Raw genomic sequence first — 12,959 nt, forward strand, 5'->3', positions numbered from 1 at the left:
GGTGTTCGTGGTGCCGCTGCGGCGCGTGCACGACCCCGGGGCGAACCTCCCATCCCTGCGAGGTCATTCAACACCCTCTCCTTCGTCGGCGAATCTCGTAGGCGCCCATGTCGGGAGCGGCTCCCGCGACGCGCGGATTCCCGTCCAGATCCGTCCTTGGCAGGCCACGAGTGAGGAGCCCGGCATCCCCGGCGGGCGAGGAAGCCTGGAGGTGCAGATCGCCGCCAGCAGGGGCAACGAAGAGGGGATCCTGGTCGATATTGCCCGCGCCCGGATAGCCGCCCATCACGTCGCTGTAGGTGATCACGGCCGTTCCGGGGCCCGCGATCTCATTGGGCGAGTCTCCCCAGAGGATTGAGTTGAGCACCGTTGTGGTCCCGGAGGCCACGTAGATCCCGCCGCCATCCGAGGGGGGGTTGAAGCCCTGGGCCTGGTTGCCGTAGAAGGTGCAGTGCGTCACGTCCAGATCGCCGTCCGCGTAGATCGCTCCGCCTTGCGCCTCGATGTCGTCGAGGCCGCCCGCGCCGTTCGCCGTGTTGGCGAAGAAGACGCTGTTGGTCACGCGCGCGGTGCCCGTGGCGTTGATCGCTCCACCCCTCGTCGCGGTGTTGTTCGCGAACAAGGAGTCGAGCACCGTGAGGTCGCCGACGGACGAGATTCCGCCGCCCAGGTTGCCGGTGACGCTCGACCGGAACATCGCCAGGCTCCCGCTGACGCTGACTACATGCTGCTGGCGTGCGTCCGAGTCATTACCGTCGATCGTCGAATCGGCCACCTCGACGCTGCTGTTGGAGGCGCGGAGCGCGGCCCCGCTGAAGTCGCTGGCGTTGCCGGAGAAGATGGAGCCAGAGACCCTGAGCTCGCTGTCGGAGGACAAGATCCCGCCCCCGCTCCTGCCGAAATTCCCCTCGAAACGGGACTCAACCACCTTCGCGCTGCTGCCGTCACGGACGGCGAGCCCGCCCCCTGATGGGTTGGCGAAATTGAAGGAGAAGATGGATCGCACGACCTTCACTTCGCCACCGAGCGTGATGCCCAGCCCACCGCCCTGTCCGCCGCCGCTGCTGATGGAGGCCTCGTTGTTGAGGAAGCTGACCTCGTGGAGGATCACGTCGGCCCCCTCGATCCACAATCCACCTCCGTCCCTGGACGCGAGGTTGTTCTGAAAAACCACCCTCTTGACCTGCAGACTGCCCCCCTGGATCAGCATCCCGCCGCCGTCCGGGTTGATCGCGTCGGTCGTGCCGTTCTGGCAGGTGAAGCCCTCCACCCGGGTGCCATGGGGGACGTCGACCAGCATCAGACACCGGCCGCCCGGCCCGAGGCTCGGATCCACGATCGTCGCGTCCGGCCCGGCGCCGATCAGCGCGATGGACTTGCCGGTCCACGCGATGGATTCCGGGTACGTGCCCGTGGCGACGCGGATCCTGTCGTGGTTCCCGGCCGCATCAACGGCGGCCTGGATCGTCGGGTAGTCCTCCGGCACGTCGATGGTGCGTGCGCGCGCAGCGCGCGACCCTGCGACCACGACAGCCAGCGCGACGAACGCTGACACGGCTCTTCGTTCCATGCCCATCCTCGGCCCCCTCCGTGAGAAAGGAATGCAGCGCGCGCGGAGGCGTCTTGGGCGTGGATCCGCTCAGCATCGCACGCAGCCCTTCCGCGCCTTTCCAGTTTGTCAGCTCGCGGTACGACTGCCATGCGCATTTTCCTGGTTCCAAGAACGCTCTCACCTGACGTCATTCAGCGCTTCATCAAGTCCTCTCTTCCACGTAGCTCGTTGTGGGAATTCCCACCCTGCGCCTCGTGACCGGGGTGGTGGGCATCGGAGGGGCGGCAGCGCAGGCGAGCGCGTTGAGGCATGGCTCGTCACCTCCGCGACGAGCTCGTCGGAGGCGGCGGCGCCTGGGACACAAGGATCAGCTCCGCCGGCTTCCCCGCCGGCTTCAAGGTGACGCTCTACGACGTGCTCTGGAGGGATTCGACCCAGTCGCGCGTCCTCACGGCAGACGGGGACGTCAGTGACATCGGCCTCGACGAGATGACCTCGGGCTTCACCATCGAGCGCCGGCAGGAGCGAGCGTCACGCGGCGGTCGTGGACGGCTCCGTCGCGCGTCACCCAGACCTCACGTTGGTCGGGATCGCGCGAGCTGCCTCTGGTTCGGGATGTTCACTCGCTTTCTACGCAGATGGCATCACCGAGCTCGCGAGAGTCGGTCGCGCGGATGCCGCAACCGTAACCTACGCCGTCGATGGAGCCCCCTCCACCGATCCTCGCAATCCCCCAGTACCCGACGTGAGTGCATATCTCATCGGAGTAGGCGGACGCGGTAGCAAAATCCACGTGCTCGAAGCCTTCCAGGCACTGATCTCCGCCTCTCACTACCGCAAAGGTAGTCCCGCCGATGTCAAAGAGCTGGTAGTTGGGTTTGCAGAGGACGTAGTCCAGCTCGCGGGTGTCGTTGGCATGCTGCTGGCAGTTGTTCCACGGGCCGTCTATCGAACTCCCGTCCGCGAGACGAAAGACTCCTGAATAGGGGAGCTCATCGCAGCTGGCGATAAACGTCCAGAAGGCGTCGACTGGGAGCAGCGGCGTGTATCCTACGGGGCAAGTTTCTCCTTCATATACTCCAAATTCCACCGCTTGAGCTTCAGCGGGTGCGCTCAGCGAGATGACTCCGCCGACAAGGCCGCAGATCAGGGCGCCCATGGACGTCGTGTGACGAGTGTGTTTCATGTGTCAACCAATGTGCTGTTATGATGGGTTATGTTTCCAAGCCAAGCGCGTGGCCAGGCGCAGGGATTCATTGGTGCGTCTTGGTCACGCCGCAAGATGCGCTGTGGGCTCCGCAGCGGAGAGCCCGTCCCGTGCTTCATCTGCCAGCGCGGAGGCATCATTCTCACAAGCGGAAACGCTGTCAATGTCTAAACGAGCGTGTTGTTTTCATGGATATCTCTGGTCGAGGTGAAAATGGCAATCGGGTCCTAGCCGCTCGGTCAGTAGAACAGGCCCTGCCTTCAGCCGGGCTCTGCAGTTCGCTCGTGGGTCCCAGAGCTCGGCGAGGCGCGTGCCGCTCGCGATCTCGTCTCCCTTCACGGCAATCGCCAGCCTGGAAGAGCCGCAGCGCCCGCGCGCGACCCTCACGCTGGAAGGATCGGCCCGGAGCACCGCGGCGGATCATCGAGGCCAGGTTCCATCCGCCGTGATGCCCTCCGCAGCGGCGGTGCCGCATGATGAGCCCGCTGCAGCCCGAGGTACGGAGGCAGGCGCATCCGGCCCACCCCGCAACCGCGCAAGGATCACGTCCAGAGTATGCAGCGACACCGTGGGCGACGCCAGACGGCGGGCTGGAACGGCGGCGTTCGAGAAATGAAACGGTGCTATCGAGCGCGCTGACGTTGCGAGATCAGAGCAAGCGCCCGTTCCGTGTGGCTCGCCTCCAGCATGCTGATGATGGAGTGGACCGCCTGGATCATGTTGAGGAGCGCTCTCTTGGGTACGTCCCACGAGCGCGCGAAGGGCTCCGAGCTCCCGGGAAGGTCGATTCGCGTGAGGACCGCCACGACCTCCCCGCGATCCTGCAACACACGGGTCCTGTGACATTCAGCCGCGACGGGAGGCCGTCGGCCGGTATGGCGGGGTGGAAGGCTACTCGAGTGTGACTTTCACAAAGGTGGATCGACTGGCGATGTCGCGCAACGCTCGAACAAACTGCCCGTCGCGGAGCCGATGCAAGGACTGTGTGTTGACGAGCTTGAGCTCACATTCGCCCGGCCACCCAGGGCCGCCGTTCAGGCCGTCCCAGAAGGCGTCGAGGTTCCGACCAAAGTACGCCGCACCTTCCGGCTCTGCCGCAATGACGTACGCGGACCAGAAGTCTGCTTCTGTCTGGACGGGGGCGCAGTCGACGACGATCGATCGCATGTCTTCTCACTGTTCCTCGATGGGTCAACGAAGCCGCCTGACCAGGTCTGTCGAGATCGTCGCCTCTCGTGGCCTCCCCCACGAAAGGTCGCATGAACCGGCTCTGCGCCGCAAGGCCCCGATGCTGTCCAGCGCCATGGGGTAGGTCCGTCGAGCACCGGCGGCGGTCGACGCCTCCCCAGGGGGCCGGGGCGCCCTCCGCCGCCACATCGCCCGCGATGAAGGGCCTGCGGCATCACCGGTTCACCGTACAGTTACGCTGTACGCGCTGGTTGACATCGAGCACCTTGCGCGATCCGCCTCCCTCCTGGAAAAATGACGCTGTATCAACAACTTATCCATGGTTCGAAGGGGCCGCTCTCACGCCACGGCCCGCGGGCTTCGCCGTCGCTCTGGCGCCCGCTGCTGAACGACGGTATTGGGGATCGAAGATGCACCCTGCCTTCGCCAACATTCGATTCGGCCCCTTTGCGAGCGCCTACCACGCGGCAGCGATGACCCCGGAGCTCAAGGAGGCGCTCGGCGCATTTCTGGAGAAGGAATTGCTGCCGCAGGTCGAACAGCCCTTCGAGTCGACGAGCGGAACCCTGGTGGCGGCCTACGACGCCGAAAGGTACTGCGGTCCGAACAGCGCGGTCCGCGACATCTACAAGTTCGAGTTCGCGTTCCATCGTTCGTCGGGCGATGACACGATCAAGGTCGATCTGGTGTTCCATGCGCAGGCCAGGGCGTTCTCCGCAAGAAGGAACAAGCCGCTCTACCTCTGGACTCCCGCCCGCCGCGATCGATACGAGGCGGAAGGTCGACAGCTCCAGCACCTCTGCGGCTGCATCGCGAGGCACGAGGGCGTGGCGGCCGTTTGCCCCCTGTGTTCGGCGGTGCTGCGCGTCCACGATTCGCCAAGCCTATTCGATGTGAGCTGCCCGAGCCGCTGCTTCAAGTACAACTATCATCGAGATCCGGCGAACGGGCAGTTTCTGCACGGTCACTTCTTCCGGAAGGAGCCCGGTGATGTCTGACCCCCGCTCCTGTCGGTTGTCGGGCAGCTGGTACACGGCGCCGTCCTCACGCCGATCTTCCTTGTGGTGAGGACATGAGACGTCGAACGACCACCGCCGTTGCCAACCCACGATGTCGACCCGCGCGAGCCTTCGCCGGCAGCGCGTGGAGGCCTGGACACGATCGCGAGCGCCCCGGTGCACCGGCCTGGTATCGTGCCCGGAATGAGCATCCGGCACAGCGCCGTCTGGGGACGAGGTCGCCTGATCGTCATCGCGGGATCCGAGGGGCACGTGCTCCGCTCGGAGGACGGCGGCCAGCGCTGGAAGAGGATGCAGACGTCCACCCGCCAGGATCTGAGCGCGCTCGCAGGCACCGGCGCGGCGCTGATCGCCGCCGGACACTGCGGGACCCTGCTGTCCTCGCGCGATGACGGGCAGCGCTGGTCCGACGTGAGCTGCAGCGCAAACGCGGACCTGCGCGGCGTCGCCCTGCGGGACGACGGCGAGGCCATCGCGGTGGGGCTCGGCGGGACGGTGCTCCGCTCCGGCGATCACGGCCAGACCTGGGGAGCCGGGGCGAGCCCCGGAGACCTCTGCCTGGAGGCCGCCGCGGTCGACGCCGAGGGCCGCTTCGTCGCGCTGGCGCTCGAAGGACAGCTCGCCACCCTGCAAGGAGCGGCATGGACGCGCCACAAGGTCCCGGGCCGGAGTCCGAGGGCGCTCTGCGCGCGAGGCGGGCTCGTTATTGTGGGCGACGGCGACGGCCATGCCCACGCGAGCCGGGACGGGGGCGCCTCGTGGGAGTCGCATTCCACCGGGACCGGGCGCTCGATCAAGGCGCTGTGGCTCGGCGCCGCGGGCCTCGTGATCGCGTCCGGCGAGAGCGGCATCCTGGCGGTCAGCGAGGACGAGGGCCGCACCTGGAGGCGCACGGCGCTCCGGTCCGATCAGCACCGCTGCGCTGCGTGGGGCGATGACCAGGGCGCGATCTGGTGCGTGGGAGACGGCCCTGCCGCCCGATCCCTCGATGGCGGGAAGAGCTTCGCCAAGGTGCCAGTCCAGGCAGGGGACGCGCCGCTCGACGGGCCCTGGGAAAAGGTGCCAGTCCGGGGGAAGCTCCGGGGTCTCTGGGCGCAAGGCCAGGGGAGGGTCGTGCTGGTGGGCGACGGAGGCACCGTCGCGCGAACCCACGACGGCGGCCAGACCTGGGAGAGGAGCGCCGTGGAGGACGCCGGCGCGCTGATCTCCGTGTGGGGCAGCGGCGAGACGATCCTGGCTGTCGGCGAGGGCGCCTCGCAGATCCGGACCGAGGACGGCGGGCGCTCCTGGATAGAAGTGGCAGGCAAACCTGGCGGCGCCTCGGTCCACGGGCAGGGCGAGACAAGGGCGTTCGCCGTCATCGAGGGTCGGGTCTGCCGCCTCGTCGCGGGCGGTTCACGATGGCTGGAGCTGGAGGTCCCGCGCGAGCCGCGCCTCCGCGCCGTCTGGGCAGGGCCGGAGCAGCGCGCCGTGGCGGTCGGCTCCGGCGGGACCATCGTCCGCACGATCGACGACGGCGCCACGTGGGAAGCCGCGGAGAGCGGCAGCTCCCGCGATCTGTCCGCCATCTGGGGCAGGGGTGACGAGCTCTTCGTGGCTGGCGGACAGGGCGTCAGCGACGTGCTGCGCTCTCGAGACGGCGGCGCGACCTGGGAGGTGCTGGCCCAGGTCTCCGGCAGCCTCAGGAGCCTCTGGGGAGACGACGTCGGCACGCTGTGGGCGTGCGGCGCGCGCGGCGTGCTCCTGCGATCCATCGATGGGGGCCACACCTGGCGAGGCGAGGCGTCCGGCACCTGGGGCACCCTGTTCGAGGTGCGCGGAGACGGGGGCGAGGTGTGGGCGCTGGGAGAAAACCTCCTGCTGCGCCGGCGGCATCGGGCGTCGACAGATTAACTGCCCGCACATTCCTGAGAAATACGCTCGAAACAGAGCGATTGCTACACCAGGGAGAGCCTCCTCGACGCGCTCGGTGAGGGGGGGCTGACGCGACTCCATGGCACCGCGCTCTTCCCTCCGGCTCAAGATCGTCACCTCCGAGACGACAACGCACACCCACTGTCCTTACTGCGCCTTCCAGTGCGGCGTGGTCATGACGGATCGCGCGGACCACGCGGGGGCGATCGACGTCCGGCCGGACGACGATTTCCCCGTCAACCGCGGGCAGATGTGCATCAAGGGGTTCACCTCCGCGGCGCTGCTCGATCACCCCGAGCGGCTGACGGTGCCGAAGATCCGCGGGCGCGCCGGCCGCCTCCTGCCGGCGCGCTGGGACACGGCGCTCGATTTCGTCGCGGAGCGGCTCCTCCGGCTGCGCGAGCTCCACGGCCCCGCGGCGCTGGCCGCGTTCGGCAGCGGCGCCCTGACGAACGAGAAGACCTACCTCCTCGGCAAATTCGTCCGCCTCGCCCTCCAGTCGCCGAACGTCGATTACAACGGCCGCTATTGCATGTCCTCGGCGGCCGCGGGGCAGAACAAGGCGTTTGGCATCGACCGCGGCCTGCCGTTCCCCGTGTCCGATATCGCCCAGACCAAGGCGCTCCTCCTCTGGGGCGCGAACTGCGCGGAGACCCTGCCGCCGATCATGCAATGGATCTTCGCGCAGCGCGATAGCGGCGGCGCGCTCATCGTCGTCGACCCGCGGCGCACCGACACGGCGCGCGCCGCGGCGCTCCACCTCCAGCCCACGCCCGGGTCCGACCTGGCGCTCGCCAACGGCCTGCTCTACCTCGCCCTCGAGGAGAAGCTCGTCGACACGGCGTACATCGCCGCGCGCACCGACGGCTTCGACGATCTCCGGCGCGCGGTCCTCTCGTACCACCCGGCGCACGTCGAGCGGCTGACCGGGGTCTCCACGCAGGATCAGCTCAAGGCCGTGCGGATGCTCGCCGAGGCGCCGAGCAGCATGCTGCTCTCCGGCCGCGGGCCGGAGCAGCAGTCGAAGGGGTCAGACACCGTGCTCTCCTTCATCAACCTGATGCTCGCGCTCGGCAAGGTGGGCAAGCCGTACAGCGGCTATGGCTGCCTCACCGGACAGGGCAACGGCCAGGGCGGCCGCGAGCACGGCCAGAAGGCCGATCAGCTCCCCGGCTACCGGCATATCGAGGACGCCGAGCACCGGGCGGCCATCGCCCGCGTCTGGGGCATCGACCCCGCCGAGCTGCCGGCCAAGGGGAAGAGCGCCTACGAGCTGCTCGACGCGCTCGGCCCCGACGGGGGGATCCGCGCGCTCCTCGTGTTCGGGTCCAACGTGGCTGTCGCGTCGCCGAACGCGCTCAACGTCGAGCGGCGGCTCGCCTCGCTCGATCTGCTCGTTGTCTGTGACGCCTTCGCCAACGAGACGGCCCGGGACGCCCACGTCCTCCTCCCGGTCGCCCAGTTCGCCGAGGAGGAGGGGACGATGACGAACCTCGAAGGGCGGGTGATCCTGCGGCAGAAGGTCCGCCCCGCGCCCCCCGAGGTGAAGACCGATATCGAGATCTTCTGCGAGCTCGCGCGCCGCCTCGGCGCGGGCAGGCACTTCCAGTACACGTCCGCGGAGCAGGTGTTCGACGAGCTGCGCCGGGCGACAGCGGGCGCCAGGGCGGACTACAGCGGCATCACCTACGACAAGATACGCCGGCACCGAGGCGTCTTCTGGCCGTGTCCGTCGGTCGAGCACCCGGGGACTCCGCGCCTCTTCGCCGAGCGGTTCCACCACCCGAACGGCCGGGCGCGGTTCCACGCGGTCCACCACCGCCCCGCCGCCGAGCTCCCCGACGACGCCTATCCATTCTACTTCACGACGGGCCGCTACAAGGAACACTACAACTCCGGCGCCCAGACGCGCCGGGTCTCCAAGCTCGAAGAGGCCAGGCCCGAGCCGAAGGTCGAGGTCCACCCCAGGCTGGCGGCGCGCCTCGGCGTCGTCGAGGGCGACTGTCTGCTCGTCGAGAGCCGGCGAGGGGCGGTCACCTTCCGGGTCGCGGTCGTGCCTTCGATCCGGCCGGACACGCTCTTTGCTCCGTTTCACTGGGGCGGCAGGAAGGCCGCCAATGTCCTCACCGTGCCGGCGCTGGACCCGACCAGCCGGATGCCGGAGTTCAAGGTGTGCGCCGTCAGGGCGCGCCGGGTCTCGGAGTCGAACTGATGCGAAGGAAGGACCTTGTCATCGTTGGCAACGGCAACGCGGCGTGCCGCCTGCTCGACGAGCTGATGTCGCGCGGCGCCAGGGACCGCTACGACATCACCGTCTTCGGCGAGGAGCGGGGCGGCGCCTACAACCGCGTCCTGCTCAGCAAGGTGCTCGCAGGGGAGGCGCCCGACTCCATCGTCACGAAGCCCCCCGCCTGGTACGAGCGGAACGGGGTGCGGCTCGTCAGCGGCACCTCCGTGGCGCGGATCGACACCGCGTCGAGGGCGGTCGTGGCGGCGGACGGCGCGCGCCACCGATACGACGTCGCCGTGCTCGCGACCGGCAGCCAGCCGCTCGTCCCGCCGCTCGAGGGCATGACGACCTCGGACGGCGATCTGCGGCCGGGCGTCTTCGTGTACAGGACGATGGACGATTGCATCCGGATGCGCGGCTGCGCGCGGGCGGGGGACAACGCCATCGTTGTCGGCGGCGGGCTCCTCGGCCTCGAGGCGGCCAAGGTGCTGAGCGACATGGGCCTCCACGTGACCGTCATCCACGTCGCGAAGAGCCTCATGAACGCGCAGCTCGATCAGATGGGCGGCGACATGCTCGAGCAGCACATCGAGCGCTGCGGCATCTTCGTCCGCACCGGGCGCACCGTCGAGGCCATCTGCGGGGAGGAGGCGGTCGAGGGCTGTCGCCTCGACGACGGCAGCGTCCTGCCGGCCGACATGGTCGTCCTCGCGTGCGGCGTCCGGCCTCGCGTCGACGTCGCGCGCGCCTCCAACCTGCCCATCAACAAGGGCATCGTCGTCAACGACACGATGGCCACCCAGGTGCCCGGCATCTACGCGATCGGCGAGTGCGCGGAGCACCGCGGCAGGCTCTATGGCATCGTGACGCCCATCTGGGAGCAGGCCGCCGTCCTCGCCGACGTCCTGACGGGCGCGAACCCGCAGGCGCGCTACCGCGGCACGAAGCTGTACACGCGGCTGAAGGTGGCGGGCGTCGACGTCACCTCGATGGGCAGCACCGAGCCGGAGCTCGAGAGCGACGACGTGCTCCAGGTCGTGGAGACGCGGAAGAGCACGTACCGGAAGCTGATCATCCGCGACGGGCGATTGTTGGGCGCCCAGTTCGTCGGCAACACCGCGGCCGCGGCCACGCTCGTGCAGCTCTTCGATCGCAACGATCCGCTGCCCGCCGATCCGCTGGAGGCGCTCTGCGCCGGCGGCGGCGCGGGACCGGCGGCGCAGGCCGAGCGCGTCGTCTGCACCTGTCACAAGGTCAGCGAGGCGACCCTCCGGGAGGCCATCGAGGGCGGCGCCTGCTCGCTCGAGGCGGCGTGCGCCGCGACCAGGGCGGGGACGGGGTGCGGCTCCTGCCGCGGCGAGGTCGCCCAGCTCGTGGCCCGGCACGCGCCCTCGCCGGAGGTCGCCGGCGGCCGCGCCGTGGCCGTCGGATAACGTGGAAAACACGCCGCGGGGAGCCGAGCGGCGCGGAGGCGCCCTTGGCGCACGAGGATCCGCCCCGCTATAGACCGCGGCGCATGCACCGCACGCCGCGCGAGCGCCTCCACGAGCTCTTCACCAAGGTCGACGCGTTCTTCGCGAGCGCGAGCGCCCGCCACGGCGAGCGGATGGCCTGCCGCACCGGGTGCAGCGACTGCTGCCGGCGGCGGTTCTCGGTGACGTCGATCGAGGCCGACGCGATCCGCGAGGCGCTCGCGGCGCTCCCGGAGGCCGACCGCGAGGCGCTGGCCGAGCGCGCGCGGGCGGGCGATCCGGGCGTGTGCCCGGCGCTCGACGGGGAGGGGAGGTGCGCGCTTTATGCGGCGCGGCCGCTCATCTGCCGCACGCACGGCCTGCCCATCCGGTTCGCGCCGGCCAGCGAGCGCGCGCTGCCGGTCATCGACGCTTGCCCGAAGAACTTCGTGGGAGAAGACCTCCACGCCGTCGAGGCGTCGTCGGTCCTGGACCAGACGACGCTGTCGACGGTGCTGGCCGCCCTCGACATGGCGCACGCCGACGCGGCGGGGCAGCCGCGAGGGCAGCGCGTCGCGATCGCCGCGGTGCTCTCGGGCGAGGGGTAGCTGCCGCCGAGCCGCCGGCCTGATGACGGGCAGATCGGGTTCGGCTGAGCGAACGCCCTCAGCGCCCCCACGCCCCCACGCCCCCGCGCTCGGCTGTGCGCGTTGGACGTGGCACATGGCGGACGGTGGTGCAGGCTCATGTTGGCCCATTATGGCTGACACACTTTGGCCGGGTCCTTGGTGGCTCCCGATAGTTCCCCGAATTTTTGGCAAATCCAGGTTGGCCCGCGGGTTGCTTTTAGGTGGTGGCCCACTCTGGACCGGTAGCAGGTCATGGCACACGCCGCCGTCGATCCGGGAGGGGCAGCTTATCTGGAGGATAGAATGACCAAGACGATCAGAGGGTTTGGGTCGGTGGCGGCGGCTGGCGTGGTGTTCGCGGCCTTGCTCAGCGGTTGCGGCTCGCAGGGGGCCGATCGCGGGCCGGACGTCGGCTCGATCAGCTTGCCGCTCGCGGCCGATGCGCCGTCTGGAGCGCGGTATCGGCTCCGCGACGCCACGTTCGAGATCTCGAACGGTTATTACTACTACGAAGACGAGAATACCTCGGCCATGGCTGTCGGTGGTGGCTACGGAACCGTGGTGACGGTCAGCAGCGAGGATCAGGATCCGAACGAGAGCTCCCTCCTCGTCGATCTGGAGCAGGGAGGGTACAGCGTCACGCTCCTTCCGGGCTGGCACTTCGAGAAGGTCGAGGACGGCACGGTGACGGATCCGAACGTGGAGGCCACGCTGCTATCGCCGCAACGGGTCTACGTGTACGTCTCGCCGCGTTCGACGACCTGGGCCGAGTATGCGTTCGGTATCGGGAGCAGCGAGCTGTGGCTCAACGGCAAGGTGAACCTCGGCGTCAGCGTCTACGAAGATCCGGACGACTACTACTACGGCGGAAACGTGACTGCGGTCGGAGTCGGGGGCGCGGGCGGCGGCGACTACAGCTCTGGATACAGCGCGGCGGGGGTCGGCGGCAGCGGCGGTTATTAGCGCTGGCGAGGGGAGCGGAGCGGAGCGAGCGACGTCATCGCCCGTCAGCGAGGGCTGCACTGCACGACGCAGAAGGCCGTGGCGCCCTTGGCGCGGGCGCTCGCCTCGCACGACCTCTTCGCTTGCTGCGACGCCATGAAGCGGTCTTTCGCCGAGCCGTTGCCGAACACCATCTGATAGTTGCACGCGCCCGCGAAGCCGCAGACGCGCACGGACGCGCTCGCCGTACACCACCAGGACGTCCCGCCCGCCGCGCCTCCGTTGCTCGGGCTTCCATTCGAGGAGCCCTCGCTCGGGGAGGCGGGCGTCCGCGCCGCTGTCGACAGAGGCGCCGGCGCCTCACCCGTCTCGTCGTCGGCAGCAGGCGCCGGCGCCTCGCCCGCGGCGCGGTCGCCGGTCGACGGGTCTTTGCCCGCCGCCTCGCCGGCCTCCTGGTCGGGGCGAAGCGGGGTGCTCGTCGACGTGGGCACCACGGGCGAGACGCCGCCGGCGGTCGACACGCCGGAAGGCGTGGTCTCGACGACGGTTTGCTCCGGCGAGGCGCTCGCCACCAGGTACACCGCGCCGCCGATCACGAAGATGGCGCCCACGCCCAGCGCGAAAAGCCCGCCGAGGACGATGAGCACGATCACGAGCGGCGACAGGCCTGACTTCGGGCGCTGCGGCGGCGGTGGAGGGTAGTAAGGCGGCGGCTGCGGAGGGTAGTGATGCGGCGGTTGCGGAGGGTACTGAGGCGGCTGCTGGGGAGGGTACTGAGGGCGCCCTGGACCGAACATCCCGCAGTCATAGCGCAGCGGAGCCGTCCG

General features: G+C 69.1%; 10 protein-coding genes. 6 read left to right on the plus strand and 4 right to left on the minus strand.

Annotation, left to right across the window (positions count from 1 at the left end):
* Positions 1–67 precede the first annotated feature (67 nt).
* The 3 genes from WMF22_RS06525 to WMF22_RS06535 all read right to left on the minus strand — a co-directional run bounded on the left by WMF22_RS06525 (position 68) and on the right by WMF22_RS06535 (position 3,926).
* A complete protein-coding gene (locus WMF22_RS06525) occupies positions 68–1,570 on the minus strand; it encodes a choice-of-anchor Q domain-containing protein (RefSeq protein ID WP_438035208.1) in 1,503 nt (500 codons plus the stop codon).
* Positions 1,571–2,171: 601 nt separating this feature from the next.
* Positions 2,172–2,711 carry a hypothetical protein gene (locus WMF22_RS06530; RefSeq protein WP_437298235.1) on the minus strand — a complete coding sequence of 180 codons (540 nt, stop codon included), beginning with the start codon at positions 2,709–2,711 and terminating at the stop codon, positions 2,172–2,174.
* 939 nt (positions 2,712–3,650) lie between these two features.
* Positions 3,651–3,926, minus strand: a complete 276-nt coding sequence (locus WMF22_RS06535) for a barstar family protein (RefSeq protein WP_437298236.1) — start codon at positions 3,924–3,926, stop codon at positions 3,651–3,653.
* Positions 3,927–4,357: 431 nt separating this feature from the next.
* Between WMF22_RS06535 and WMF22_RS06540 the strand changes: the two genes are divergently transcribed.
* The 6 genes from WMF22_RS06540 to WMF22_RS06565 all read left to right on the plus strand — a co-directional run bounded on the left by WMF22_RS06540 (position 4,358) and on the right by WMF22_RS06565 (position 12,153).
* Positions 4,358–4,945, plus strand: coding sequence for a hypothetical protein (locus tag WMF22_RS06540; RefSeq protein WP_438035209.1), 588 nt, complete (start codon positions 4,358–4,360; stop codon positions 4,943–4,945).
* 204 nt (positions 4,946–5,149) lie between these two features.
* Entirely contained in the window at positions 5,150–6,859 is a 1,710-nt protein-coding gene (locus WMF22_RS06545) for a WD40/YVTN/BNR-like repeat-containing protein (protein ID WP_438035210.1), read from the plus strand.
* 100 nt (positions 6,860–6,959) lie between these two features.
* The gene (locus WMF22_RS06550; RefSeq protein ID WP_437298239.1) at positions 6,960–9,092 is read left to right on the plus strand and encodes a molybdopterin oxidoreductase family protein; all 2,133 of its coding nucleotides are present in this window, start codon (positions 6,960–6,962) and stop codon (positions 9,090–9,092) included.
* Positions 9,092–10,543 (plus strand): FAD-dependent oxidoreductase, encoded by a 1,452-nt coding sequence (locus tag WMF22_RS06555; protein ID WP_438035211.1) that lies wholly within the window; start codon positions 9,092–9,094, stop codon positions 10,541–10,543. Before WMF22_RS06550 ends, WMF22_RS06555 begins: the two co-directional genes overlap by 1 nt.
* 83 nt (positions 10,544–10,626) lie before the next feature.
* Positions 10,627–11,169: a YkgJ family cysteine cluster protein gene (locus WMF22_RS06560; RefSeq protein ID WP_437298241.1), complete on the plus strand. Its 543-nt coding sequence runs from the start codon at positions 10,627–10,629 to the stop codon at positions 11,167–11,169.
* Positions 11,170–11,493: 324 nt separating this feature from the next.
* On the plus strand, positions 11,494–12,153 hold the full coding sequence (locus WMF22_RS06565) for a hypothetical protein (RefSeq protein WP_437298242.1): 660 nt from the start codon (positions 11,494–11,496) through the stop codon (positions 12,151–12,153).
* A gap of 44 nt (positions 12,154–12,197) precedes the next feature.
* Here WMF22_RS06565 and WMF22_RS06570 read toward each other — a convergent pair whose 3' ends face one another.
* Positions 12,198–12,929 carry a hypothetical protein gene (locus tag WMF22_RS06570; RefSeq protein ID WP_438035212.1) on the minus strand — a complete coding sequence of 244 codons (732 nt, stop codon included), beginning with the start codon at positions 12,927–12,929 and terminating at the stop codon, positions 12,198–12,200.
* Positions 12,930–12,959 lie beyond the last annotated feature (30 nt).

It is taken from the genome of Sorangium sp. So ce204 (assembly GCF_051526795.1).
GTDB lineage: Bacteria > Myxococcota_A > Polyangia > Polyangiales > Polyangiaceae > Sorangium > Sorangium cellulosum_B.